Origin of the sequence: Synechococcus sp. Nb3U1 (assembly GCF_021533835.1) — a bacterium.
Lineage (GTDB): Bacteria > Cyanobacteriota > Cyanobacteriia > Thermostichales > Thermostichaceae > Thermostichus.
Genome location: NZ_JAKFYQ010000001.1, coordinates 991922 through 1018098, shown reverse-complemented (window position 1 = coordinate 1018098; position 26177 = coordinate 991922). Strand labels below are relative to the sequence as shown.

At 55.6% G+C, this 26177-nt stretch carries 27 protein-coding genes; 17 read left to right on the top strand and 10 right to left on the bottom strand.

Annotated features, from left to right (window positions below):
- Window positions 1-70: 70 nt before the first annotated feature.
- From L1047_RS04650 to pxcA, 3 genes are all read left to right on the top strand, one after another.
- A complete protein-coding gene (locus L1047_RS04650; RefSeq protein ID WP_235277673.1) occupies window positions 71-469 on the top strand; it encodes a response regulator transcription factor in 399 nt (132 codons plus the stop codon).
- A 107-nt stretch (window positions 470-576) separates the two neighbouring features.
- Entirely contained in the window at window positions 577-963 is a 387-nt protein-coding gene (locus tag L1047_RS04645) for a response regulator (RefSeq protein WP_268836136.1), read from the top strand.
- A 155-nt stretch (window positions 964-1118) separates the two neighbouring features.
- Entirely contained in the window at window positions 1119-2504 is a 1386-nt protein-coding gene (pxcA, locus tag L1047_RS04640) for a proton extrusion protein PcxA (RefSeq protein ID WP_235277670.1), read from the top strand.
- Window positions 2505-2539: 35 nt separating this feature from the next.
- Here pxcA and L1047_RS04635 read toward each other — a convergent pair whose 3' ends face one another.
- From L1047_RS04635 to hisA, 6 genes are all read right to left on the bottom strand, one after another.
- Window positions 2540-3136, bottom strand: coding sequence for a DUF721 domain-containing protein (locus L1047_RS04635; protein WP_235277668.1), 597 nt, complete (start codon window positions 3134-3136; stop codon window positions 2540-2542).
- A gap of 82 nt (window positions 3137-3218) precedes the next feature.
- Entirely contained in the window at window positions 3219-6401 is a 3183-nt protein-coding gene (locus L1047_RS16630) for an SbcC/MukB-like Walker B domain-containing protein (RefSeq protein WP_235277666.1), read from the bottom strand.
- Window positions 6402-6600: 199 nt separating this feature from the next.
- Window positions 6601-8901, bottom strand: coding sequence for a single-stranded-DNA-specific exonuclease RecJ (recJ, locus tag L1047_RS04625; protein WP_235277665.1), 2301 nt, complete (start codon window positions 8899-8901; stop codon window positions 6601-6603).
- A gap of 132 nt (window positions 8902-9033) precedes the next feature.
- Window positions 9034-9201, bottom strand: a complete 168-nt coding sequence (locus tag L1047_RS04620) for a metallothionein (RefSeq protein WP_235277664.1) — start codon at window positions 9199-9201, stop codon at window positions 9034-9036.
- A gap of 219 nt (window positions 9202-9420) precedes the next feature.
- The gene (locus tag L1047_RS04615; RefSeq protein WP_235277663.1) at window positions 9421-10611 is read right to left on the bottom strand and encodes a M20 metallopeptidase family protein; all 1191 of its coding nucleotides are present in this window, start codon (window positions 10609-10611) and stop codon (window positions 9421-9423) included.
- 133 nt (window positions 10612-10744) lie between these two features.
- Window positions 10745-11509, bottom strand: coding sequence for a 1-(5-phosphoribosyl)-5-[(5-phosphoribosylamino)methylideneamino]imidazole-4-carboxamide isomerase (gene hisA, locus L1047_RS04610; RefSeq protein WP_235278863.1), 765 nt, complete (start codon window positions 11507-11509; stop codon window positions 10745-10747).
- Between the two features lie 120 nt (window positions 11510-11629).
- Here hisA and L1047_RS04605 point away from each other — a divergent pair, with 120 nt between their 5' ends.
- Entirely contained in the window at window positions 11630-12976 is a 1347-nt protein-coding gene (locus tag L1047_RS04605) for a 16S rRNA (cytosine(967)-C(5))-methyltransferase (protein WP_235277662.1), read from the top strand.
- Between the two features lie 82 nt (window positions 12977-13058).
- Here L1047_RS04605 and L1047_RS04600 read toward each other — a convergent pair whose 3' ends face one another.
- A complete protein-coding gene (locus L1047_RS04600; protein WP_235278862.1) occupies window positions 13059-13175 on the bottom strand; it encodes a photosystem II reaction center protein I in 117 nt (38 codons plus the stop codon).
- Window positions 13176-13574: 399 nt separating this feature from the next.
- Between L1047_RS04600 and L1047_RS04595 the strand changes: the two genes are divergently transcribed.
- Complete coding sequence (locus L1047_RS04595; protein WP_235277661.1) at window positions 13575-14474, top strand: alpha/beta hydrolase; 900 nt, start codon at window positions 13575-13577, stop codon at window positions 14472-14474.
- 81 nt (window positions 14475-14555) lie between these two features.
- Entirely contained in the window at window positions 14556-15539 is a 984-nt protein-coding gene (hemB, locus tag L1047_RS04590) for a porphobilinogen synthase (protein WP_235278861.1), read from the top strand.
- Here hemB and L1047_RS04585 read toward each other — a convergent pair.
- Complete coding sequence (locus tag L1047_RS04585) at window positions 15496-16002, bottom strand: hypothetical protein (RefSeq protein ID WP_235277660.1); 507 nt, start codon at window positions 16000-16002, stop codon at window positions 15496-15498. The genes hemB and L1047_RS04585 overlap by 44 nt on opposite strands.
- 464 nt (window positions 16003-16466) lie before the next feature.
- Window positions 16467-16559, bottom strand: coding sequence for a photosystem I reaction center subunit XII (gene psaM / locus L1047_RS04580; RefSeq protein ID WP_235277659.1), 93 nt, complete (start codon window positions 16557-16559; stop codon window positions 16467-16469).
- A gap of 218 nt (window positions 16560-16777) precedes the next feature.
- Between psaM and glyA the strand changes: the two genes are divergently transcribed.
- The 4 genes from glyA to L1047_RS04560 all read left to right on the top strand — a co-directional run bounded on the left by glyA (window position 16778) and on the right by L1047_RS04560 (window position 20693).
- Window positions 16778-18103 carry a serine hydroxymethyltransferase gene (gene glyA / locus L1047_RS04575; protein ID WP_235277657.1) on the top strand — a complete coding sequence of 442 codons (1326 nt, stop codon included), beginning with the start codon at window positions 16778-16780 and terminating at the stop codon, window positions 18101-18103.
- Between the two features lie 15 nt (window positions 18104-18118).
- A complete protein-coding gene (locus tag L1047_RS04570; RefSeq protein WP_235277655.1) occupies window positions 18119-19234 on the top strand; it encodes an MraY family glycosyltransferase in 1116 nt (371 codons plus the stop codon).
- A gap of 87 nt (window positions 19235-19321) precedes the next feature.
- Entirely contained in the window at window positions 19322-19888 is a 567-nt protein-coding gene (locus L1047_RS04565; protein ID WP_235277654.1) for a hypothetical protein, read from the top strand.
- Window positions 19889-19928: 40 nt separating this feature from the next.
- Window positions 19929-20693: a phosphoribosyltransferase family protein gene (locus L1047_RS04560; RefSeq protein ID WP_235277653.1), complete on the top strand. Its 765-nt coding sequence runs from the start codon at window positions 19929-19931 to the stop codon at window positions 20691-20693.
- A gap of 107 nt (window positions 20694-20800) precedes the next feature.
- Here the strand turns inward: L1047_RS04560 and L1047_RS04555 are convergent, their stop codons facing one another.
- A complete protein-coding gene (locus L1047_RS04555; RefSeq protein WP_235277652.1) occupies window positions 20801-21016 on the bottom strand; it encodes a hypothetical protein in 216 nt (71 codons plus the stop codon).
- Between L1047_RS04555 and L1047_RS04550 the strand changes: the two genes are divergently transcribed.
- The 7 genes from L1047_RS04550 to L1047_RS04520 all read left to right on the top strand — a co-directional run bounded on the left by L1047_RS04550 (window position 21000) and on the right by L1047_RS04520 (window position 26084).
- The gene (locus L1047_RS04550) at window positions 21000-21404 is read left to right on the top strand and encodes an NIL domain-containing protein (protein ID WP_235277651.1); all 405 of its coding nucleotides are present in this window, start codon (window positions 21000-21002) and stop codon (window positions 21402-21404) included. The two genes, L1047_RS04555 and L1047_RS04550, sit on opposite strands and share 17 nt — an antisense overlap.
- A 96-nt stretch (window positions 21405-21500) precedes the next feature.
- Complete coding sequence (gene ndhL, locus L1047_RS04545; RefSeq protein ID WP_235277650.1) at window positions 21501-21722, top strand: NAD(P)H-quinone oxidoreductase subunit L; 222 nt, start codon at window positions 21501-21503, stop codon at window positions 21720-21722.
- Window positions 21723-21740: 18 nt separating this feature from the next.
- Complete coding sequence (locus tag L1047_RS04540) at window positions 21741-22085, top strand: DUF3007 family protein (protein ID WP_235277649.1); 345 nt, start codon at window positions 21741-21743, stop codon at window positions 22083-22085.
- A gap of 217 nt (window positions 22086-22302) precedes the next feature.
- On the top strand, window positions 22303-22905 hold the full coding sequence (locus L1047_RS04535; protein WP_235277648.1) for a response regulator: 603 nt from the start codon (window positions 22303-22305) through the stop codon (window positions 22903-22905).
- 225 nt (window positions 22906-23130) lie between these two features.
- The gene (locus tag L1047_RS04530) at window positions 23131-23511 is read left to right on the top strand and encodes a hypothetical protein (protein ID WP_235277647.1); all 381 of its coding nucleotides are present in this window, start codon (window positions 23131-23133) and stop codon (window positions 23509-23511) included.
- 53 nt (window positions 23512-23564) lie between these two features.
- A complete protein-coding gene (locus L1047_RS04525; RefSeq protein ID WP_235277646.1) occupies window positions 23565-24833 on the top strand; it encodes a D-alanyl-D-alanine carboxypeptidase in 1269 nt (422 codons plus the stop codon).
- 282 nt (window positions 24834-25115) lie between these two features.
- A complete protein-coding gene (locus L1047_RS04520; RefSeq protein ID WP_235277645.1) occupies window positions 25116-26084 on the top strand; it encodes a tyrosine-type recombinase/integrase in 969 nt (322 codons plus the stop codon).
- The last annotated feature ends 93 nt before the right edge of the window (window positions 26085-26177 follow it).

The following is a 26177-nucleotide window of genomic DNA, read 5'->3' as shown; positions in this document are numbered from 1 at the left end:
TCTCCTTAGAGGCAGACTGAGTAATTTATAATACATGCATACGGATACTCGCTCTTAGGGTGGTTTTCTCTTGCATACTCAAACTCTCCTGATTATTGAAGACGATCCTGACTTACTCCGGGTTTTGGCCTTACTGCTCCAGCGGAATAACCTCCAGATTGAGACGACTCAGTCTATTGTCTCTGCTATTGCCTCCTGTCAGCAGCAGTTACCAGACTTGGTCATTCTTGATCTGGGTTTACCCCACAGAGATGGTTTTCAACTGGTGGCCTGGCTGAATGGCTTGAAAAGCCCGACACTACCCATCTTGGTGGTGTACACAGCTCGAGACCTTTCTGAGCAAGAACTGCAACAGCTTCAACCCACAACCCGGTATATCTATACCAAAAGCCGCATTAGCCCTTCTGAATTTAGACAGCAAATCTTTACCCTTTTGGATAATGAGCAGATAGAGCCAAGACAAAGCTAGTCTTTGGGAAAGAGTGTCCTTTCAAGCGTCTTTAAGAGTTACTCTGTACTGAAGCCTGATTCTTGGGCTGAAGTGGTGTAGCCTAATGCACTCTAGACAGTCTACCTATGTGCTCAAAACGAGTCCTCTTGATCGACGATGAACCGGATATTGTCCGCATGGTTCAAATTACGATCACGGCCTTCGTAAATTGGCAGGTTTTGGTGGCCTACGACGGCCCAGCCGGGATCCGCATCGCCCTCACTGAGCAGCCCGATGTCATTTTGCTGGATGTGATGATGCCGGGTATGAATGGCTTAGAAACGCTGCGAAAGCTACAGGAGGATCCGCAAACTGAACAAATTCCAGTAATTTTGCTCACCGCCAAAGTAAGAGGCTCCGACCAAGCCAACTATTCCGACTTGAACGTAGCTGGGTTGATCTCTAAGCCCTTCAACGCCGCCCAACTGCCTCGCCAGATTGCTGCCTATTTGAACTGGCTCTTACCCAACTAGACCCAGAGAGAACCTTTCTCAACCTGACAGGGCAGGATCTGCTTGGACTGAGGCCCTTCTGGATGGGGATCCCTGCTCAGGCCCAAAGAAGTCGTTACAATAGTCAAGAAAGGTGGGTGGATCGGCCCGTAGGGGAAGCGCCACAGGAATAGGCAATGGGAGAGTCCGTCTTTAGCAGACTAGGCCAATGGATCTCAAATACGCCCCTGCGCTCTCTTGAGCAAGCCTACGAGGCCGCCCTTCGCATCAAAGCCATCGAAGATCAACACTTCCACGGGGGATCCATCGGTGGTGATGGGGAATATGGCCAAAATGTCAGTCGCTACTTTCAAATTCAACTGCGACAACAACTCAGCCAGATTGAGCTGCGCCTAGCGGAATTTCGAGCCAGTAGCACCTTTTCGCGCCTGCCGGATCCCAATCGAAATGGAAGCGGCACCACCACCTCTTCTGTCCAAGATGCCCAAGATCAGGACAAAGAACTCCATCCCCCCAACACAAGCGCCCCCGAGAGCAACGGCAAAAGTCCTGAAAACGGTCGCCAAAGCCAGGATCCTTCTATTCTGGAAAAATTGCAGTTTATCGACCAGGTGACCTCCCGCTACAAACGTTCCCCCGGCAAACCCAAATCCATCTCTGCCCCGCCTCAGCCTTCCGAGCAGCCAAAACAACCTGACCCGACCCAACCCAGTTCCTCTGACGAATTAGTCAAAGCAAGTCCAAGTAATGGCAACGCCCCTGTTGCTTCCAAAATGGGGATCCTGCCCCGCTCCATTCTGCGCACCGCTAGCCAGATCCGCCGTGAGCTGAGTTCTCAAGCCGAAGAAGAACTGGTTCGTGATTACCGCAACGCCCGCACCCGCACGTTGGTGTCGGTACGGTTTTTGTTGTTACTGGCGATCTTGCCTTTGCTGACACAAATTCTGTCGAAAAACTTTCTATTTGGGCCATTGGTCGATCACCTCCAATACCAGGATCCCACTGCTATCACCCTCAGCACTGAATTTCAGGAAAAAGCTCTGTCAGAATTCGAGTTTTTTAAGGAGAGAATTGAATTTGAGCGAGTCCTGCACCATCAATCTCCAGAACTGGACTTAGAAGCTGAAGATCAGCTTTCTGCCAAAGCAGAAGAACTGTTACAGAAATACAGCCGTAAGAACTCAGAGGGTCTGAAAAACATCCTGGCTGATCTGTTGTCGCTGATGGTGTTTGGCTGGCTCATTTTCATTGGGCGAGAAGAAATCGAAGTGCTCAAATCCTTTTTGGATCGCCTTATCTATGGCCTGAGTGACAGTGCCAAGGCTTTTATTATCATTCTCTTTACGGATGTGTTTGTGGGTTACCACTCCCCTCATGGCTGGGAGGTACTCCTGAGCAATTTAGCCACTCACTTAGGGGTGCCGGAAAACCGAGATTTGATCTATGGATTTATTGCAACTTTCCCAGTTTTCCTGGATACAGTGTTTAAGTACTGGATCTTCCGCTATTTGAATCGGGTATCGCCCTCTTCGGTAGCTACCTATCGCGCCATGAACGATTAACCCGATCAATTGGGAATGCTTTAGGGAGCCCAAGCTCACCGCTGTGGGCGTACCGATTGCCGATGACAAAACCCGCAGACAAACCAACGCTCCAATTCAGCGGCAGGGGTAGGGCAGTGACAGGTGGGGCAGGGGAACATATTCTGCTGCGTTTGCTGTTGTTTCACCACTCGCACCCAGCGCTCAAAGGCGGTTTTGGCATCCAGTGGCGGCTGTTGCTCTGAAGATTTGGATCTTGAAGGGAGGGGTTGACGATCTTGCTTGGCAAGGCGGGAAACACCATAAAACTTGCCGGTTAGTTCTGCATCGGGATGAAGGTGGGGAGTTGGGCCGGATCCCTCGTGCCAAGCGCCGGGGCTAAAGCGAATATCGCTGATGAGGGGAGTATGAAGGTGGCTGTTCAGTTTTTTGAGGATCAAGTGCCGTTGAAAGGCTAGATTTTGCGCCCAGGCCGGGTTTGAGGTGGCTACCTGGAGTACCTGCCGTCGCACGCTGAGGGGGTAGGTTTGAGCCGCAACAACCTCTCCTACCACTTCAGGCCAGAGTTGTCGCAAAGTTTGCATTTGCTTCAGTTCAGCCCAAAGCGGATGGCTGCCAAAGCTCCTCAAGGTTTGCTCTAACCCTCGCAACATGGTGTCGTCTACGAAAAAACGAAAGAACGAAGATCGCTAGGATGACTCTGATTTTAAGCGCATCAACCAGGTGCCGAGCCCGTTAACCGCGAATCTGTAAACGGGATCCCTGCGGGGAAGGGTGTACCTCGATGCGATGGGAAAAGGCATCCTGCAAGCTGGGGATGTGGGTGATCACCAAAATGCAGGCAAATTCGGGGGCCACGGCATTGATGGCGGCCAAAAGTTGGGCCCGTCCGCTGGCATCCTGGGATCCAAACCCCTCATCAATCAACAGCGTTTGCAAATCGGATCCGGAGCGCTGGGTGAGCAGGCGAGAGAGGGCCAGACGAATAGCAAAGTTGATGCGAAAGGCTTCTCCACCGGAGTAAGTTTCGTAGGGGCGGGTGCCGTGGGGATCCGCAATCAGAATATCGAGGGTATCGATCAACTTGGTTGACCGGCGCCCGGAGCGCTGGGTGATGAATTGCAGGTGCAGGCGGTGCTGGGTGAGGCGAGACAGGATCTGGTTGGCTTGGGCTTCCAGTTCCGGTAGCACATTTTCGATGATTAAAGCGGGGATGCCATTGCGCCCATAGGCGTTGGCCAGCTCTTGGTACACCTGTTGCTGGCGGCGGGCCTGTTGCAGTTGTTGCTCAATCTCCACGCGCTCCGTTTCCCGTTGTGCCACCTGCTCCAGCCGTTGTTGGGTGGCCCCCAGTTGAGAAAGTACCTGGTCGAGTTGCTGGCGGTGCTCCTGAATCGCGCGGCGGATCCCTTGTCGGTGAGCTTCAGAAACACTGGGATACTCCGCCAACTGTTGATGAATCTGTTCTAGCTCTTGGGTGACTTGGGCAAAATGTTGACGGCTTTCCTGGAGCCGTTGGGATAGAGCTTGGCTGCGGGCTTCAGCTTCCGGCAGCTCCTGACAGGCCAGTTCCAAGGCCTGTAGGCGGGCGGGCCACATTTGTGCTTGGGTCAGTTCTGCCTTGAGGCGCTGATGCAAAACTCCGTCGTAGCCGAGATGGTTGAGGGCTTGCTCGATCTGGGCTAACCGTTCGGCGACAGCTGAGGTAGGGGATCCCGTCTGTTGTAGGGTTTCCAGTTGTGCCTGTAGGGCTCGAATCTGCTCACTCAGGTGAGGATGGCGCTCCTGTGCTTTGCGCAAGTCATGAGAACGACCTAGCGCCCAGCGCCAGCGCTCCACTTCCCCCCGTTGCAGGGCGTATTCGCGGTCATCGTAGCCCAACTGCTGTAAGGCTTGTTCAACAGTTTGTAAGTGCTGGTGGGCGGTTTCTGCGTAGGACTTGTTGGCCAGGATCTGTTCCAATTCGGCTAGTTCCGCTTGCCAAGCCTCCATTTGCCGATGGCGCTCCTGTTCTACCTGCCATTGCTGTTGCAAACGTCCCTGGGCTTGTAAGCACTCATCTGCCGTGGCTAGTTCTTGGCTAAGGAGGCGGTACTCCTCCCGCAACAGTTCAATTTCTCGGTCAGCAACTGCCAGTTGTTCGCGGATGACAAACAGTTCTCCGGCAATGTCCTCCTGGTGATCCCGGTGTTTTTTCAGCACCACATCTCGCAAGCGGGGGCTAAGGGGGCGTGTACACAGAGGGCAGATGGAGGGAGAGGCTCCTCCCGATCCCGTCCCGCTGGCGCGCTCGGTGGCGGATCCCTGAGGGAGAGGAAATTCAGAGGCCGGTTCACCGTCGGGATCCCTTTCGGTTTCGGGTTCAACAACAGCACTAACCCCTGCCAAGACATGGGCGGCAGAATCCTGCCCCAGAGCTAGGGGATCCTGAAGTAGCCAACATCGCTCCTCTTCCTGTTGCCACTGTTGCTGGAGAGCCCGTTGACGTTCTTGTAGCTGCTGTACAAACAGTCGCCGTTCTTGTCCTTTTTCCAGTACCCGCTGCTGATAGAGTCGTCGCCGTTCCAGTTGTGCCAGTTTGGCTTCCCCGGCAGCCAGGGCCTGCTGGATCTGCTGTTGTCGTTGGGCCTGGGTATGTTGCGCTTGTAGCTGTTGCCTCAGCAGTTGGGCGCGGGCCTGTAGGCGCTCTTGTTCCCGGTGGATCTGCTCCTGATACTGTCGTTGTTGTTCCAGCAGGGTGGCCGCCTGTTGCTGGTGTTGGCTTAGGGTCTGTAGACGCTCCTGAGCGGAGTGGTAGTTTTGCAGCGCGGTTTCAATGCGGTCTTGTTCTGCCAGCAGTTGGGCATCCGCCTGGGCTTGGGCTTGTCGGTTGGCCAGTTCCTGTTGTAAGCGCTGGAGAGTGTGTAGGTGTTGCTGCTGGTGCTCGGCCTGTTGGGCCTGTAGCCTTTGTCGTTCTTCGAGCAGGTGCTGCTGTTGCTCGAAGAGGTGGTTGAGATGCCGATCTTGGGCTATCAGAATTTGATAGTGTTCGTAGCCTGCCAGAATCGACTCTCTCTGGGCAAGCAGACTTTCGAGTTCCAGCACGTGTTGCCGCTGGGTTCGCCACTGTTGCTCGGTGTGTTGCAGGGTGGCGCTGAGCTTGTGCAGGTGTTGGGTGAGGTGCTGATGGCGATCCTGGAGGGTGCGCCGCTGTTCGCAGCGGTGTTCTAGGGTTTGCAGTTCCTGCTGCTGCTGGGTTTGTAACTGCTGCAGGTAAGCTTGCTGATGTTGCAACTGGGTCAATTCCGCTTGAATTTGCTCTGCTTGGGCTTGCTGTTGGTCGAGCTTGTGCAGATGTTCCTGTAGCAGATCAGCCTTTAGTTTTGCCCCGCGCATCTGTTCTCGACAACGCTCTGCTAGAGGGTCGTATTGCCCCAGTTTCAGCATTTCCGCCAAGATTTGCTTGCGTTCGCCGGGGCGCTTCAGGGTAAAGGCATCCGCTTGCCCTTGGCGCAGGTAGGCGGAATGAATAAAGGTGTCGTAGTTGAGGCTGAGCTGACTTTGGATCGCCTGCTGGGTAGCGCGCATACCGCGCCGGGTTAGAGTACGCCAGCGGGTTTTGCAGCTCCCTTCAAGGGTTTGAATTTGCCACTCCAGGGATCCCTGACCGGAAAGATGGCGGCTGCGCAAGATGCGGTAGGTTTGTCCACGGGAGAGGTAGATCACCTCCACTTGGGTTTGGCTGGCTCCTTTGCGAATCAAATCGCTGTCGTTGCTGGCTCGACTTTGCCCCCAAATGCCCCAGGTAAGGGCATCGAGGAGGGCAGATTTTCCCGCACCATTGGGGCCACAAATACAGGCGGTATGGATCCCACTCAAATCCAAAACCGCTCGAGGATAGCAGAGAAAATCTTGTAGGGTGAGGCGAACCGGGATCACTGAAGACTCTAAAGGACTCTAGGTACTTGACGAGAACAACGACAAAAGGGTGTCCAAAAAATGGGTTTGATCCATAGGGATCCAAAGCTATTCTGGAACTATTCTGGGATGCAAACTAAGCCATAGTTAGGGCTTGTGTCTAGGGTACTCAAAAGGGATCCCTGTTCCAGCGGTTAGCCGGGGTTTTTTGGGGTATTTCCTATGTTTTTTGACCATTCTCTCCTGTGAATGGTTGCTGGGAGAGGGATCCCGATCCCTGCTCTGATCCGATGGTTGCCAGGGGAGGATCCGGTCGCAACAGCCGCTGACACAGTTGGCGAATGGCTGTGGGGCTAGCTTCGTCTAACCAACGGTGAAAGGCTTGGGATTCTTGAATGCAGGCCATCAGGAGGGGAACGATCTCCCTGGAGAGGTCGGAGCCAGATAGGTCTACCAGCCACTCGGTCGGCAAACCTGTTGCCTCCGACAGGTGCTGGGGATCCCGTTGCCCGGATTGCCACAGTTGCATCAGTCGGGTGACTTGAGTGGGAAGCTGCTCCCAACGATGGCCAGTTGCTGCCAAGATCAACTTTTGCGGTTGTACCTGTTGCAGCAGCTGTGCCAGGTCTGCCGGTAGCCAAGGCCAGCGAGTCAAGAGAAGCTCTGGGGAGGGAGGTGGGATCATCCTCCCGTCGTAGCGGCTGGCAGCGCTCACAGGCAGGAGTTCGGGCGAAGAGCTTTGTCGCCGATCCTCCACCTGTAGGCTTTTGGAGGTGGATACTGGAATATGCCAATCGCTGGAGGGCCGCACCGCCAAGACTTTCCCCTGCCAAGGGTGAGGATCCCAGTCGCTAGCCTCCAGGTGTAGGGCGAGATCCAAAGCACGGAGCTGAGCCAGGGTGGCCAGTTGTTCCCCCTCGCGCCAGAACCACAGGGTACGGGATCCCTGAGCGCCGGTCAGTTGAAAGCTGAGGTGCTGGCCATTTTTGGAGGCTTTCGGGTTGGAACGGCTGGGGCGAAAATTCATTAGCGCTACCGTCGGGAGAGGGTTGCCATGCCCAAAGGGCTGTAGAAGCTGGAGTTGCTGGTACAAATCGTCCAATTCTGCCACCGGATCCCGGCCTTGGGACTCCAGCAGGGCTAGATCAATGACAATCTCTAGGCTCAGAGCACGGGTGTGTTGATCCGGGCTGACCCGAGCCGCCAATTCCCGTCGCAGAGCCAGTTGCAAAGTCGGTAGACAGGACAGTTCCACCTGGATCCCTGCCGCCATCGGGTGTCCACCTCCCCCCAACAGCAGCGGCCGCACCGCCTCGATTGCCTCCACCAAGCTCACCCCCGGGATGGAACGGCCCGAGCCATAGCCCCGCCCCACAGCTTCATCCTTGGCGATCAACACCGTCGGACAGCCATACTGCTCCGCCAACCGCCCCGCCGCAATGCCCACCACCCCCTGGCTCCAGCCGGATCCCGCCAAGACAATCGCCCGCTCCTGCGTCAAATCCAGACTGTCCACCTGCTGGCTGGCCTCCTGCACCACCTGCTGGGTGAGGTGTTTGCGCTCCTCGTTGGTGGCCATGAAAAGCTGCACCAGCTCTTGGGCTCGCACCCCATCCGTTGTGGTCAACAGCTCCACCGCTAGGCTGGCATCCTCCAAGCGCCCGATCGCATTCAACTTCGGAGCAAGGCGAAAGCCAATATCCTGAGCAGAAAGCTCCCGCTTGGCCCGGCTCATCTCCTGCTCCAGCAAAGCCCGCAGCCCCAACCGTTGGGTATTGGCCAAAATCGGCAGGCCTCGCTGCACCAAGTACCGACACTCCCGCTGCAGCACCGCTACATCCGCCACGATCCCCACCGCTACCAAATCCAGATGCTGCTCCACATCCGGGATCCCGAGCGCCGCATACAGAGCTTCTGCCAACTTGTAGGCCACCCCCACCCCCGGCAAAAAGCGCAACGGATGCTCGGCAGGCAAGCGTAGAGGGTTCACCACCGCATGGGCTGCTGGCAGCGGATCCGGCAGCGTATGGTGATCCGTCACAATCACATCCACCCCCTGGGCTTGGGCTATAGCGATTTCGGCGGCATTGCCCACCCCACAATCTACCGTCACCAGCACCTGGCAGCCTTGAGCCAAGACCTGTTCTAGCCGTGGCCGGTTCAGTCCGTGGCCTTCTCCACTGCGTAGCGGCAGGGTGAACTGCACCTGAAACCCGAGCGGTCGCAGCGCCGAGAGCAACAGAGTAGTGCTGGTTACACCGTCACAATCAAAATCTCCCCAAATCCAGATCTTCTCCCCCAACTCCAGCGCCCGTAAAAGCCGCTTCACCGCCCGCTCCAGATCCGGCAGGGATCCCGCTGGGGTGGGGATGTAGTGGTCAGGATCTAGGAAAGCCTGCACTTGCTCCCAGGTGTGCAGCCCCCGCAAAGCCAGTAACTTAGCGGCATACTTGCCATATTCGCGGCTCAGCTCCAAGCTGAATTGGGGAGGAGTGGGCAGCAGCTCCCAGCGGTAGTTCATGCAGAAGAAAGCAGGCCACAGTCTGGCCTGCAGAGATAGACCTTCTCAGGAGCCTATCAAAAACTGCCTAATCGCGTCAGTGGGAGGGAGTCCTTAGGATCCCATCACTTGAACCGCCCCAGAGCTAGCACCTCACTGACAGCAATGGGAAGCCCCACAGCAATCGGAAGGGTGCTCATGATTGTGGGTAGCGCAGGCTTCACTGCAATAGAGTTTCCCTTCGTAGGTAAAGCCTTGGCTACTGTCAAAGCTACAGTTGCAATGTTCACAGGCACAACGGACAAGGGTACTGGTGGACATAATGGGTCTCCTCAAATGAAGATCAGACGGGATCCCGAAAATCCCTGCCTCCATACCCTAACGGTTTCTCCCCAGCGATGCTGAAACAAGAATCAGACTCAATGTCAACAACCCCACCCACAAGGGGATGGGGTTTCTCGGAGGTGTTCATGAACTACCACCTGCTAAAGAGCGGGCAGTTTCTAACGCTTCAATGAGCCAGGTTGCTTGAGCAAGTTGTCACTTCAAGGCTTGCCCTGTGTAGTTCTCAATGCAGCGTAGGAACAGCTCGACTCCAATGCCGAGGGCGGATTCATCGAAGTCGAAGCGGGGGTGATGATGGGGGTAGTCTAGACCTTTCTCAGAATTGGCGGAGCCGACAAAAAAGTAGCAGCCAGGTACCTCGTTCATAAAGAAGGAGACATCTTCTCCGCCCATAGTCATTTCGGGAATGATCATCGCCTCCGGGCCAAAGATTTGACGGACAGATTTCTCAACCAGTGCCGCCATGGCCGGATCGTTGTGAACCGCAGGATAGCGCCGCTCAAACTGAAACTCGTAGGTCGCTCCGTAGGCTTGGCAAACACCGGCGACTATTTCTTCGATGCGCCGGGGGATCAACTCCGCCACTTCAGGGTGAAAACTGCGCACGGTGCCCCAAATTTCTGCGCTCGGGGCAATGACATTAAAGGCATCTCCCGCCCGGAAGCGGCCCACCGTGACCACTGCTGGCAACATTGGATCCACGCTGCGGGAGACAATGGTTTGCAGTGCCGAAACAATCTGGGATCCCACCACAATCGCATCCACCGTCTGATGGGGAATGGCAGCATGCCCCCCCCGCCCAATCACCTGAATTTGAAAGCGATCCGCAAAGGCCATCGAGGGGCCACTTTTGACGCCAATGCTACCCAGCGGTCGATTGTTCCACAGGTGCAGGCCGAGGATCCCCTCCACATCGGGATTTTTCAGTACCCCAGCTTCCAGCATCGGCTTAGCTCCTCCGGGGCCTTCTTCGGCAGGTTGAAAAATAACCTTAACCCTGCCCTTCAGGTGTTGGCGGTGCTGTTGCAGCAGCTTGGCAGCACCCATGGCAATGGCGGTATGGCCGTCGTGTCCGCAGGCGTGCATGGTGTTGGGCAGACAGGAACGGTACTCTACTTCGTTCGCCTCTTCAATCGGGAGAGCATCCATGTCTGCCCGCAGCGCCAAGGTTGGCCCCGGCTGTTCCCCTTCGATGGTGGCCAAAATGCCGGTGTGGGCAATGCCCGTTTTGTGGGGGATCCCCCAGCTTTTCAGGCGCTGGCTGATGTAAGCGGCGGTTTGCTCTTCTCGAAAACCCAGCTCTGGATACTTATGAATGTGGCGACGCCAGGTCACCAATTCCGGTTGCAGAGCCTGAACAGCGGAGCGAAGCGAAGGAAGGAGCATGGCTAACCTAAAAAACGTTCAAAGAAGCCCTTCACAGGGGACGTACAGGTTTCATCAGTATGGCAAAGGTTTTGCCGAGGCTATTGAGCCATCGGGTACATTCTTCCCGTTCAAAATCCGCAACTCTTCCTCTCTAGGCCCACTGGGATCCGTTCTCGGGGGGAATATCCTGCCAACGGCCCGGCCCCACAGCCCGCAAAGCTTCCTTCAACTGGATCGCCCCCGAGTAGAGGGCTTTGCCCAGAATGGCCCCCACCAAACCAGACAAGCTTAGCAGGGAGAGCAAATCCGTTAGCGAGCTGATCCCTCCCGAAGCGATCACTGGCAACCGAGAGATGGCGAGGATCTCCTGCAACTGTTCCAGATTGGGGCCGGTCAGGGTGCCGTCGCGGTGAATGTCGGTGTAGATAATGCCAGCGGCTCCCTGTTCGCCGACCTGTCGCACCAAATCGGTGGCCAACAAGGGGGTTGTGCTCAGCCAACCACGGGTTGCGACTTTGCCTTGACGAGCATCGATTCCCACCCAAATCCGACCGGGCAGGGTTTTGGTCATCGCTGCCAAGAGGGTCGGTTCTTCTGCGGCTAGGGTGCCGACGATCACCCGCTCTACCCCCCAATCGATAAGCTGCTGGGCCCGTTCGATGGAGCGGATCCCTCCTCCCACTTGGACTGGGATCGGCACTTGGTTAACGATGCGCTCGATGATGGACAGGTTGACGGGATCCCCGCTTTTGGCTCCATCCAAGTCCACCACGTGCAGACGGGTTGCACCTTGTTCAGCCCAATATTGGGCTTGCTGCACCGGATCGGCAGCCACCTGTTCTGCTTGCCCATAATCCCCTTGGTAGAGGCGTACCGCTTGGCCCCCAAGCAGATCGATAGCCGGGATCACCTCCAGGAAAACAGGTTTGGATGCAGCCTCGGGCATAAGCAGGATCCCTATGGGTCGGCTTTTCCAGTATCGCTTGGGAGGCACCTTTCTCCAGCGGAGATAATGGGAGAACCTTCTGGATCGCTCATGAATGCCCGTCAATTGGCCCTGTTGGCTTTACAGAAAATTGAGCGCCAAAAAGCCTATGCAGATCGGGTACTCGGGCATCTGTTACAAGGTTCAGATCTCATTCCAGCAGAGCGACATCTGGCCACAGAACTGGTGTACGGCATTACCCGCCGCCGCCGCACCTTGGATGCTTTGCTCGAACGGTTTTCCCAGCGTCCTGCCCACAAACAACCTCCCGATCTGCGGCTGATTTTGCAGATGGGGCTATACCAACTGGCTTTTTTGGATCAAATCCCGGCCAGTGCCGCCATTCATACCAGTGTGGAACTGGCCCGCCAGATGGGGCTGGGATCCCTAACGGGGGTGGTGAATGGGATCCTAAGAGCCTATCAACGGCAGGCCCTCCCGGAACCTGAAAGGGATCCCCTCCAGCCTTTACGAGATACCCAGCCTGCAGACCCGATTCAGGCCCTAGGGATTTTGCACAGTTTTCCCGACTGGTTGGTCAGCCTGTGGTGGGAACGATTGGGGTCAACAGAAACGGAGCAGTTATGCCAATGGTTCAATCAACCGCCGCACCTGGATTTGCGGATCAACCCTCTACGGGCGGCTGCAGATAGGATCCGCAAGGCTTTGGCTGAAGCAGGGATCCCCACAACCCCTATCCCAGAGGTGCCAGGCGCTTTGCGGCTACAGGGGCATGCTGGCGAGATTACCGCTCTACCCGGTTTTGCCCAAGGGTGGTGGACCGTGCAGGATGCCAGTGCTCAGCAGGTGGTGCATTGGTTAGATCCCCAACCGGGAGAACGGGTGATCGACTGCTGTGCAGCTCCAGGGGGCAAAACCACCCACATTGCCGAACAGATGCAGGATCAAGGGGAAATTTGGGGCTTGGATCGCTACGCCCATCGCCTTAAGCGCCTAGAGGAGAATGCCCATCGGTTAGGTCTGACGGCGATTCGTTCCTTTGCTGTCGATCTGTTGGAGTTGACCTCGGTTGAAAAACCCCCTGCCCCCTTACCCGTCTGGAACAGTGCCGACCGCGTTTTGGTGGATGCCCCTTGCTCAGGATTGGGAACTTTGCACCGACATACGGATGCCCGCTGGCGACAAACCCCGGACGAAATCAAAACGCTGGCTCAGTTGCAAACTCAACTGTTGGACGTGGCCGCTCGCTGGGTCAAACCGGAAGGACTCTTGGTCTACGCCACCTGCACGCTACACCCAGCCGAAAATGAGCAGGTGATCGAGACTTTTCTGCAAACACAACCCGGTTGGACTGCTGAAGGGGATCCCCTCCTGATCTGGCCCCATCGGCAGGATCGAGATGGATTTTTTGGTCAACGACTCCGCCGACACCCTTAAAGCCAGGCAGGGGATGCACAGCACCCGGCACCCCCCAATGAACGGATTGATGTTCGCAAGCTGCAGACAGATGCAGGATCCCTCACTCCATATCCCGCCGGTTGGGGTTGCGAGAGGGGTCATTGCTCAAGAAACCAAACACAAACAGCCCAACAAAAAAGATCACGACAGCGTAAACAGAGATTTTGAGTAGCAGCATAGTCTCAGTAACCCGTTTCTGATCGAACAAAGTGATAAAGCAATGGTAAAGCAGAGGCGGAACCGCCCAGAGACGGGATCCCGTCAAACCTGAGGCTCCGCAAAACTTCTTCACAAGATCATACCCTGCAGAGCCGCCGGATCCCTCTGGATCAGGACCATTCACTCTAGAAATCCCCCACAGATTGTTGGAGGCAAAACCCATAAGCCTTACACAGCAACCCTGGAGAGGGATCCCTGCCCAGAGAAGCGGTTATTCAGAAATCTATTAAGAAATGTTTAGGTTGGTAGAGGAAGATTACGCCACCTAAGCCACGTCGTCGGAACGGATGTGTGAACATGGGGAGCGTGGCGTTTTGCTGACCCAATAGTGGCTTGATTTTTTGCCTTGGATTTGACCATGCCTTTTGACTTGCCGGAAGTGGGCCGAGAGTTGCCTTTAGCACTGACTCAAACACCCACAGAAGTGACCTATCAACCACATCAGTTGCTTTTATCGGACGGGATCCCGGCTTTTTTGCACCATTGGCCCCAACCGGCAGCACGCGGGCGACTGTTGCTCCTACATGGCAAAGGAGATCATGCGGGTGGATTTGTTGAATTGGCAACCGATTTGGCCAGCCAGGGTTGGGAAGTTTTGGCTCCCGATATGCGCGGGTTTGGTCGCTCCGGTGGGATCCGCTGCTGGATCGACCGCTTCACCCAGTATCAGGCGGATTTGGAATGGATTTCCCGGCAGGTGTGGCCCCAAGATAGGATCCCGCAAATTTGGTGTGGCTACAGTTCTGGGGCCAATTGGGTAACAGAATATGCCCTCGCCCATCCCGAACAGGTGCAAGGATTGGTTCTTCTTTCTCCCGCCTTCCGCATCGATCATTACTTCACGCCCTTCACCGAGCGCCTCTTGCAGCTGTTGGATCGTGTAGCTCCTCAACTGGCGCTCACAGGACGCTACGAACCACCTCGGGTTACCTCTTTGCCAGAACAACAGGCAGCCTTTGCAGCGGATCCCTATATCTGTGGGGTAACCCGGGCCAGATTTACCGCCGAACTGATCCGGAGTGGGCGACGCTGCATTGCCCAGGCGCATCATCTCAACCTGCCGATACTGCTGCTTTACACCTCTGGAGATATTGTGGTGAACCCTGCCGGATCCCTGGAGTTTGCTCGCTATGCACCCAACGCCCAAGTCCAAAACTGTCCCGAGTCTCGCCACGATCTGTTGCACGATCGCCAAGCGGAAGCCGTGAAGCACACGTTGCAGCAGTGGCTGACCCAGCATTTTCCGGTTCATGCTTGATGTTGCATCCTGTTGCGAGGGGAGTTAGCCCCGGACAACCCCCATGGCAGAATGGAAACACGCTTTTCACCGCCTGTTTCCATGAGCCAAGACCTGATCTATCGTCCCCGCCGATTACGGCGCACCGAAGCTTTTCGCAAGCTGATCCAGGAAACCCAACTGCGGGTGCAGGATTTGATTTACCCATTGTTTGTCTTGGAAGGGGAGAACCAGCGGCAAGAAGTGGAGTCCATGCCCGGCTGCTTTCGCTACAGTTTGGACTTGTTGCTCAAAGAAGTGGAAGAAGCAGCCCAGTTGGGGATCCCGGCGGTAGCACTGTTCCCGGTGGTACCGGAAGAGAAAAAGGATCCCACCGGGCGAGAATGCTTCAACCCGGAAGGTCTGATCCAGCAATGTGTGCGGCGGATCAAGCAGGAGATCCCGGAGATCCTAGTTGTGACGGATGTGGCCTTGGATCCCTACAACAGCGACGGTCACGATGGCATTGTGCGGGACGGGGTGATCCTGAACGATGAAACGGTAGAAGTCTTGGTCAAACAAGCCCTCTCCCAAGCGGAAGCCGGAACCGACATCGTTGCCCCCTCCGACATGATGGACGGGCGAATTGGGGCGATCCGCCAAGCCTTGGATGATCAGGGATATACCGACGTGGCCATCCTCGCCTACTCTGCCAAATATGCCTCTGCTTTTTATGGCCCCTTTCGGGATGCCCTCGGCTCTGCTCCCAAGTCAGGCGACAAAAAAACCTATCAAATGGATCCTGCCAACGCCCGGGAAGCGATCAAAGAAGCGGAACTAGACGAGGTGGAAGGGGCGGATATGCTGATGGTCAAACCGGCTTTGGCCTATCTGGACATCATCTACCGGGTTAAAGAATCAACCGATCTACCTGTAGCCGCCTACAACGTCAGTGGTGAGTACGCGATGATCAAAGCCGCCGAACAGAAGGGATGGATCGATGGCAAGAAAGTGATGCTGGAATCGCTGCTGGCCATGAAACGCGCCGGAGCAGACATCATCCTCACCTACTTTGCCAAAGAGGTGGCCTTGATCCTAAAGGCTTGAACTGCGGCAAAACCCCTAAGGGCTGGGCAAAGGGGTCTGTGGATTGGCCAATCCAGGTTTGACTGGCTTCTTCGCCGTCGCTAGCCACTAAGGAGCTGGGATCCACCAGGCGCACTTGTATTTGGTTGGCTGGCACTTTATTGAGGCGTTCCTTGATCAAAGCCTCCTGCTGCAAGGGATCCATACCCCGATCCACACCCTCCTGCAGCCGAGAAACCCGCGTTCCCAAGGCTTCGATTTGCCGCTCTAGAACCTGGAGACGATGGTACTGGGCCAACTGCACAGGTAAGAGCCTATACAGACCACTAATGGCGGCGGTAGCAAACAGTAGATTGACCCCAATACGGCAAGCCACTTCCCATGCCTGCGGATCCTGAGGGGGCAGAGAAGAACGGGAGCGTCGGGTGCGCACAGGAACCGCCCGAACGGTGGCAGCCTGACCGGAGGAAGGGGATCCCGCCAAGAGTTGCAGATCTTCCCTTCGGTTATGGACAAGAGTTTTTCGACCCTGAGAGGAAGAGACAACAGGGATAGAAGCAACATTTAGGTTCAGCCGAGGCCCGGCAACCGGATCTACACGTACGGGTACGCGGCGAGCAGGAATACGGGAAGAAGGCTTGGGTGTCACGGGTGAAGGGAAGAAGGTAAGGGGATGATAAGCCACCTCTGCTGCCAGGAAGCGCAGCTAGGGCCTATTGAAGCCGATTTTTCCAAAAGTGTCAGGCTCTGACACAAAACAATTTTTGAGAAACCTTCTTGTTCCCAATAAAAAAGCCATAAAAAAGCCCACATCAGGGTGGGCCAGAGGAATTCAGAGTGAAATTTGAGGCAAAATCCGCTTTGCAGAAGGATGGGATAGCACCCTTAGCGCCCTGAAAAAGCACAGCAGGAGCAGCTTGACTCAGCCCATCGATCCCGGTGACCTGCTTAGCTACGGGCCAAGCCAGCTCCCAAAAGCAGTGCCATCACTGCAGGAACCAAAGCAATAGCCAAAATAGTGAAGACTTGCGAGTCCGTCATAACCAACTCCCTAACGATGGAATTCCCTTTCGCAAAGGCGAACCCCCTCACTTTACCGTGGCCTCGAGGGGGGCTTCTGAATCGGAAGGAAAAGCTCAAAATTCTTTACAGAGGTTCTGTTGGCCCCGGATCGGGATCCCATTCCATCAGCTTGGGCCAACCATGCTACGATGGCGTGGCGGTTTAGGCCCCTTCAGAAGTTCAGTCCTAGCGTCATCATGGTAGCTGCCCCTCAAAGTCTACAAACCCAACGAGACAGTCTGTCAATTTTGGCGGAAACCGACCCCCTGGTTTTTGGCCTGATTGGGCAAGAGCTGAATCGACAGCGGGATCACCTGGAGATGATCGCCAGCGAGAACTTCACCTCGCCAGCGGTTTTAGCCGCCCAAGGCTCCGTGCTGACCAACAAGTATGCTGAGGGCTTACCAGGGAAGCGCTACTACGGCGGCTGCGAGTTTGTGGACGAGATGGAACAACTGGCTATTGATCGGGCCAAGCAACTGTTTGGGGCTGCCCACGCCAACGTCCAGCCCCATTCTGGAGCCCAGGCCAATTTCGCCGTTTTTCTGGCCCTGTTGCAGCCGGGAGACACGATCATGGGCATGGATCTCTCCCATGGGGGCCATCTCACCCATGGCTCGCCGGTGAATGTCTCCGGCAAGTGGTTCAATGTGGTGCATTACGGGGTGGATCCCCGAAGTGAGCGGATTGATTTTGAGCAGGTGCGTGCTCTGGCGCAACAACACAGCCCCAAGTTAATCATCTGCGGCTATTCTGCCTATCCTCGGGTGATCGATTTTGCCGCATTCCGGTCGATTGCTGATGAGGTGGGAGCCTATTTGTTGGCCGATATTGCCCATATTGCCGGCTTGGTGGCGACGGGCCATCATCCTAACCCTGTCCCTCTCTGCGATGTGGTGACCACCACCACCCACAAAACCCTGCGGGGGCCGCGCGGCGGTTTGATCCTGACCCGGGATCCGGAACTGGGTAAAAAGCTAGACAAGGCAGTCTTTCCGGGCAGCCAAGGGGGGCCGCTGGAACATGTGATTGCCGGCAAGGCAGTGGCCTTCGGGGAGGCTTTGCAATCCGGTTTTTCGGAGTATTCTGCCCAGGTGATCGCCAATGCCCAAGCCCTGGCGGGATCCCTGCAAAAACGGGGGATCCGTCTGGTCTCAGGAGGAACAGACAATCATTTGATGTTGCTGGATCTGCGCTCGGTTTCGACGGTGTTGGAAAAGGGTGGGGCGGCGGATCCCTTAATGACGGGTAAGCGGGCGGATCGGTTGATGGATGAGATTCACATCACCGCCAACAAAAACACCATTCCGTTTGATCCGCAGTCTCCCTTCGTGGCCAGTGGTTTGCGCTTGGGATCCCCAGCCTTGACCACTCGCGGCTTGGGGCCGATAGAATTTGAGCAGATTGGGGATATTATTGCCGAGTGTTTGTTTCACCCTGAAGATGCCGCTGTATTGGCGGCTTGTCGGCAGCGGGTATTACAGCTGTGTCGTTGTTTCCCCCTTTACCCCCACCTGGGATAATCTCTGCGGCTTACCATGCCCTATTTGGTCGCCTTTCTTGCTGCTGCCTGTGTGGTCTTGTGGGCAACCCCCATGGTCAAGGCAGTAGGGATCCGTAGCGGCCAATTGGATCTGCCAGATGAGCGCAAAATTCATCAACAGCCGATGGTGCGCCTAGGGGGCATCTCCATTTTTTGCGGCAATCTGGTGGCTTTGCTGCTGTTGTGGGGGGCGGGGGCCTTTGGGGGCCTGCGCACGGAGCAGGAGTACGAAATTTGGGGGGTGACGATTGGCGGGGTTCTGTTTTTTTTGATTGGCTTGGCGGACGATCTGTTTCGGCTGTCCCCTTTTTCCCGCCTGTTGATGCAGTTCACGGTTGCCACCGCCGCTTGGGGGGTGGGGGTGCGCATTGAGTTTGTCAGTCTGCCGGTCTTGGGTACCTGGTTTTTTCCCGCTTGGCTGAGCCTGCTGATCACCCTGTTCTGGTTGGTGGGCATGGCCAATGCCATCAATTTTATGGATGGGTTGGATGGCTTGGCGGCGGGGGTATCGGGGATTGCGGCAGTGGCGATGTTGATAGTGACTTTGCTGCTGGATCGTCCTTCGGCAGCGATGATTGCAGCCGCCTTGGCAGGGGCTTGCCTGGGGTTTTTGCGCTACAACTTCAACCCAGCCCAGATTTTTATGGGGGATGGGGGGGCCTATTTTCTGGGGTTTACCTTGGCGGGGATCGGGGTGATCGGGGTGGCTAAGGTGGTGACAACCCTAGCAGTGGCCCTGCCCTTCTGTATTTTGGCGGTGCCGATTTTGGATATGTCTACGGTGATCCTCAAGCGGCTATCTAGGGGTCAATCTCCTTTCCATCCCGATAAGGGGCATCTGCACCATCGCCTCCTCAAAGCCGGGCTCTCCCAACGGCACTCGGTGTTGCTGATCTACGCCATGACGCTCTGGGTGGGATCCCTGGCCTTGGCCTTAGCGGGGTTACCCGCAGGAGGCACGTATTTGGGTGGAGCTTCTTTGGTGCTGGGGGGCGTGGCTTGGGGGGCCTGGCAACGGCATCGGCAACCAACAAAACGAATTCAGGGAAGGGGATCCCTGCCTCCTGGAGATAGGGGTGTGGATTCACAACCGGATTCAAAGTCTCATTAACCTTGTCTTGTTCTCACCCCAAGATCTGCCTAGACTGAAGCTATTCAAATCGAGTTTTTGCTGCTGGATCCTGGCAGCCCTGGGCCTATGCACCCGACACCTGAATTGGCCAGCCTGCTGCGGCGTACTGCCGATCGCATCCAGTCGCAGCGATGGGGCTTTTGGGATACAGAATATCGCTGGCAGGATAGCACCCGCTGTAACTGTGGGCTACTGGTGCGTGAAGCCCTGGGTTGGGACGGGGATCAACTGAGCTTGCGCATTCATCGCGGCACCTGGCGTAGCATTGCCCAAACCGCTTACCGGACGGCTGCTCTGACCCTACGGGATCCCCTGCAACAGGAGCAGCGCTGCTCGGTCACGGGCTTGAGGCTGGGGTATGTATTTGCAAAAATGGCGGAATGGGGGTTTGATCGACCGGAAGACTTTGCGGCCTTAGAAGAGCTGAGCGACCCCGTCATCTTGGCACGTCTGGCGGAGAAAGGCCTGGAGCAGGTGCAGCGAAACTCTGCGATGCATGTGGTGCTGTACATGCGAGAACTGGCGGGCTGGATTGACGAACAATTGCAGGCACAGGCTCAGATCAACCGATTGACCCAAACCTTGCATAAGGAAGAAGAGGTTCCTGTTCGGCAGTCGGTGCGCCTCGGTTGACGCAGATCCGGTTTCTACCACAAAATCAGGCTCAGCTTGCTTGAGTTTCCTCCTTATGCTCAGCCCTGCCTCTAGGGATCCCGTCCAGTCGCCTGAGAGTATTGTCAAAGCCTTGCAACGGGTGATCGCCGATTTTCATGCGCGGCCCACCTACAGCGTCACCGGAAAGGGGGGGCGTTCTTTTCAGTTTTTTGCCACTTCGATTACCGACAATATCCCTCCCTTGCATCCGCAGCTCTCGGCAGCCGTGTGTCTGCTCAGCCGTCTACACCTCACCCAAGTTCATCAAGCCACCTTAGGGGTGGGAGAAGAGGATCGGGGTGCCATGATCATCTCCGACATCTTGCTTAGCTACAATTTGCCCCGCACCTTGGCCCGTTGGACCCCCACAGGTGCACCCGGAGAAATCGGGATCCCATTGACCAATGAATATATTCCGGAAGGATCGATTCAGGTGTACTTGAATGGAGTGACCGCAAGGGATCGGGTGGTGCTGGTGGACGATTTGATCAGCACGGGCGGGACGATGGTGGCCTTGATCGAGTCGGTGCGCAACGCCGGAGCAGAGATTTTAGAAGTCTTTACCATTGCCGAGAAAACGGAAAATCAAGGGCGACAATATGTGTATGAGCAAACTGGGATCCAGGTGAAAACCCTGCTGGCTTCCGACATTGAACAAAAGAAAGATGGAACCTTTTCACGAGTGTTGCATTGCAACTTGGGCACTCTCAATGGGCAGATCTTTGAACAGGTGGCAGCTCAGTTTCCGCCAGGGTTTTGTCGGCCAGGATCGGGGGAGAGATGATGGAGGGTCAGGGCCAATAGGGTTTCCAGCAAGCTCTGGCTATCCAGCGGCAAAAGCTCTGCTGCATAGAGCTGGGTAAACGGTAGCGAAATCAGGGATCCTTAAACTCAGGCGGTACTGTCTGGCTTGGACGTGCTCGGAACCTGCTCAAGGGTATCGGGCTGGAGGTGCTGTGGCCCCATACGCTGGCGCTGCTGGGCTTTACCGGGCAGATTCTGTGGATGAGTGTGGCCCGCTCCCGTCAGCAACTGGGCTGAGGGCAGTCTGGACTTGCCATACTGAAAGAAGTCATTACCCTCCGGATCCGTGCGCAAACGAGTCACCCTGATTTTTCCTCGCCACTTGGTGAATGTGCCCCTTACCTATCGGTTAGCCAAGGATTTCGACGTGGCCGCCAATATCATGCGGGCGCGAGTGGCCCCAGATGAAGTGGGCACTCTGGTGGTCGAGCTTTCGGGGGATATCGACCAGGTGGAGGCGGGCCTGGAGTGGGCGCAGTCTTTAGGAATCGAGGTAGCAGAACGGACCAAAGAAATTCAAATTGACCCGGAACGGTGTGTGGATTGCGGATTGTGTACGGGAGTTTGCCCAACGGAAGCCCTGAAGATCTCCGCTCCCGACTGGAAACTAGAGTTTTTACGCAACCGCTGTGTTATGTGCGAACAGTGTATACCCACCTGCCCTGTTGGGGCGATCAGCACCAGCTTGTGACAGGTTGGTGGAGTCGCAAACCTCCCTCAGCCGACAAATCCCTTTACAATGAGTTTGGATTTGACACAAACCCAATACTTGGGAAGCGAACCCACTATGACCTCTACCACGCTGCTGATTTTGATGACTTATGCCGGTTTGGCGGGTCTTTACTTATTGGTGCTGCCTCTGTTGTCTTTGTTGTACGTGGACAAACGCTGGACCTCGGGCGGTGCTTGGGAAAAGGTGTTGATGTTTTTCTTGGTCTTGTTTTTCTTCCCCGGCATGGTGCTCTTGGCTCCTTTCATGACTTTCCGACCCAAGCCCCGTTCCCTGTAAATCGGGTAAATCTCAGCCATGCGCAGACTCGACGTTCTCAACCTGGGTTTAGCCGTGCTTCTGGGAGGAGGGCTCCTCTACGGGGCGTTGCTCTGGGCAGGCCTAGATACGGGTTCGGCGCAAAAAGTGTCGAGCGTGGTGTTTCTGTTGGCTTGCCTAGGTTGGACTTTTGGCTACCTAGGGCGGGTGCTGCGGGGGGAAATGGCCTTGAAAGCACAGCGAGCTAGTTTTGAAGTTCAGCAGATGCAGGAACGCCTAGAAGCCCTCTCGCCCGAGGAATGGCAGACTTTGCAGGCAGAATTGGAAAAATTGGAAAAAGAAGGGAGCCCGGCGGTAGGATCTCCTGAGCAAGAACAGGCTTAGCTGGGAGATAGACTTGAAACTGGTTTGCAGTTGATGTTGAAATCCTAGACAGAGGGTTCGCCAGGAACGAGTCTACAGCCCAACACTGGTATAGCCAATCACTATTTTCTGTCTTCGGAGGTGGTAATTTACCGGCTACATAGGGTTGTGATGTATAACAGGATATCAAGTGGTACAGACCTTTGCTCCCTCTCCTACACACCTATCTTCATCTACCGTGACCAAAACCATTCTGGTGGCTCAGGGTCAGTCTCTACAGGTGCAACTGTGGAAGTTGGTGCTGGAGTCTCAACGGCACTCAGTACTGCTGACTTCCCCGCACATGAATCTGTTGGAGGTGGCCAAGGTTCAGCCTTTGGATCTGATGGTGGTGGATATGACGACGGGGTTATTTAACCCTTATGCTTTTTGCCGGGATTGCCACAGCCAGTTGCCCGATACCCCTGTCATTTTGACCCACCATGCTCGTCGCCACATTGAGCCAGCAGAACGACGGTGGGCAATTTATCAAGGGGCGGCAGAAGTCATTCCGGGTTTGGCGGCAGCAAGCGACATTCTCGATTCGCTGGATCGCATATATAAAGCAGCGAAGTGGTCTTTGCCCATCGATACGGATGCTCTCTACACGGTACTAGAACAAGCGGGGTTGATGCCTGGGGAGCCGAATCCTGTACCTTCTCCTACTGCACCCCCGCAGACGGCTATTCAAACACCCACTGCTCCACCGCAATCGGTAAAGTCGGAAGAACCCACAGAGGCCAAATCTTCTGCTCCTCAAGTGAAATATCGTCTGATGTACCGGGGTCGGCCCGTCAATTGAGGTGGATACTTTTAATAGGTTTTGATGTAATGGACTTTCAGTGGATAGGGTGTGCAGCATGGGTGCGGTAAACCGGATCCCTGGCGAGTGGGGGATAAGCTAGCCTACAGATGGTAATGGTGTATCGGATTGTTTCTGGGTGAGGCTGGGCTAACATACTCAGGGAAAGACTTGAAATATCCTGGCAGCATGGGTGTGCGTAGATTCTGAGGAAGGGAAGTCAAGATGCGGTTTGATCAGCCCAAGACCTATTCCATCTCCCTGAACGGTTGGGGGTTCTGGCTGGGATCCCTGGCGGGAGCGGCTTTGTTAACTAGCTTAGGCTTGGGTTGGTTGGTGACTGGCTTGGTGGCTTTGCTACTGTTGTTGTTGTCTTTGCCCATTTTGGTTCTGCTGGCTTTTCGTTGGTGGGCACGTCGCTGGATTACAACGGATCACTGCCCGGTGTGCGGGTCAGAGTCTCAAGCGGTGGAAGGTACTCGTTTTCTTTGCCCAGATTGTGGAGAGCCCCTGTTTGTGGCGGATGGACATTTTTACCGGCAAACACCGCCAGGAACCATCGAAGTGGAACCTTTGGAAGATAGCGGCTGGGAATTGACGAGTTAGTCAGGGATCCCTGGCCTAGGTCTGGTAAGACACAATTTTTTGAGGCTACTCCGGTGAATCGGCATAGGTGGGGCTGGCTCAACAGGCGGCTTATTTCGGTGTGGGTAGGACTATGCGCGGCTGGGATCCTTTTGGGTCTGTTTTGGAGTTTGCCTGCCTCTCATGCGGCTGCGCCGGGAGCCCTGCAACCTCAGGTGGAGCGCTACCTAGCTCAGTTGGCTCAGCGAGGGTTTCCCCAAACGGCGCAGGGGGTTTGGCTACAGACAGGCGACCAGGTATTGGCTCAACATCAAGGATCTATCCCCTTACCGGCGGCTTCCTTAACCAAGGTGGCGACGACACTGGCCAGTTTGTATCAACTGGGCCCGGAACATCGTTTTGTCACTCTTTTTGGCACCTCTGGCTCTGTGGAGAATGGCGTGTTGCAGGGGGATTTGTGGGTGCTGGGGGGTGAGGATCCCCTGTTTGTGTGGGAAGAAGCGATTGCAGTTGGAAATGTGCTCAATGCCCAAGGGATCGGTCAGGTCACAGGGGATCTAGTGATTGCTGGGCGATTTTACATGAACTTTTTCCCGCAAGCGGAACGTTCTGGAGCCTTGTTGCGGCAGGGATTGAATGGGCAGCGTTGGTCGGCAGAGGCAGAGGCTCAATTTCAAACTTTACCGCCCGGCACCCCCAGACCTGAGGTAGATATTTTGGGTTCGGTTCGGTTCGTAGACGGGATCCCAAGCGGATGGCAAGCACTGGTCAGGCATGAATCTGCGCCGCTACTCCATGTGCTCAAGCTGATGAACCTCTACAGCAATAACTTGATGGCGGATATGCTGGCGGATGCAGTGGGGGGTGCAGAACGGGTAGCACAAATAAGTCGGTCGTTGACAGGGATCCCGGCTGAAGAGTTGCAACTGATCAATGGCTCGGGGTTAGGGGTTGAGAACCGTATTTCTCCACATGGAAATGTAGCTTTGTTTCGGGCCATCCAATCTTTGTTGCAAGAGAAACATTTATCTTTGGCCGATGTCTTTGCGATCGTGGGGCAGGATGTAGGGGTACTAGAGCGGCGACTTTTGCCTGCAATTTTAATTGCCAAATCCGGGACATTGAATGCGGTGAGTACACTGGCCGGTGTGTTGCCGACCGAACAGGGGGACATTTGGTTTGCCTTGATGAATGGGGGCACCGATTTGGTGGGTTTTCGCACACAGCAGGGCCAATTTTTAAGCCAGCTTCAGGATCAACAGGGATCCCCAAGTGCTTTACCTGCGCGGTGGATCCCTAAACAAGTGGCAACTCAGTCACAAACAGAATGGATAGGGGAATAGGTGGGCTCTCCCGGGATCGTGCCCGAAGCGCCCGAAACAGAGTGGAGTAAACACATTACCCAAAGGGTTGCTGTCGCGCTAGCGTTGCGTAGCCACATGGACACCCTGATGGGAAGGCGAGGCTATGAGATCCTTGCCCTGTCAGACTTTTCCCTGAACAAGCCAAAGGCATGGTTAGGACAAGAGGTATACTTTATACTTTCCTGAATGGATGAGAATACAGCCTTTTCCGACTTCACACAGGCCCTTGAACTAGGCAAGATGGGGTATCTCGGAGGTTTCATGATGAAGGATCCAACATCAGCTCCAGATCAGCCCCTGCACCCCAGCCTCAGCCAGTTGGTGGCCCAGTTTTTGCAGGAGCGAGAGCGAGATTTGGCCCAAGCTAGTCGCCGCACCTACCGCATTGCTCTGGAACAATTTGCCAAAATCTGCCCCGTCCCTTTGGCGCAGATTCAGCCTGTACATGTCCAGACCTTTTTGAATGGGTTGAAGGGCCGCCCGTTTCAGAGCCGTTCCGGACAGTGGATCCACCCGCCTGCTTCTCCTGCTACCTACAACCTGAAGCGGCTGGCGTTGCAACAGTTTTTCGAATGGGCCAACGGACGCGGCTATTTCCAGAATCCTCCGCCCACCCAGGCCATTCGCGCGGCTCGCCTACCTACCCGCCTACCCCGAGATTTGGATCGATTGCTGCTGCAACGGGTGTTAGAACGTGCCCAAGGCCATTCGCTGCGTTATGCAGCCTTGATCCGCCTGATGCTAGAGTGCGGATTGCGAGCCCAGGAACTGCTGGATCTGACCATCCAAGACTTTCAGATTAGCCCCGAGGGATCCCTGTTGGAGGTGCGATGCGGGAAAGGCAGTAAACCCCGGGCCGTGGCAGTAGGGGATCCCCTGTCTGAACTATTGCAAAACTACCTGAACCTGGAACGGGGCCTGTATGCGCCAACGGATCCCTTGTTTATTTCTCAATCTCGCTGCTTGGCCTACCAGGGCAAACCCCTCACCTACGATGGCCTGCGCCACATTGTTCTAAAGCTTACAGAACCCGAACCAGGCCAGCAAACCCCCCACCAATTTCGCCACAGCTTTGCCACCTTGCTTTTGGATCGCGGTGTAGCCCCAGAACACATTCAGCACCTACTCGGCCATACCACGGCGGCTATGACCATGCGCTACACCCAGAGGGCCAACCTGCGGGCGGCCATCGCCCGTTCCCGCGAAGTGTTGGATCAAGGATTGGTTTAGGGATAGGGATCCCTCGCCTCTTCAACCCCCGCTCGGCAGGGATCTGCTCCAGTTGTCCGGAGGGCAAGCGTTGTTGCAGTTCGGATCCCTATT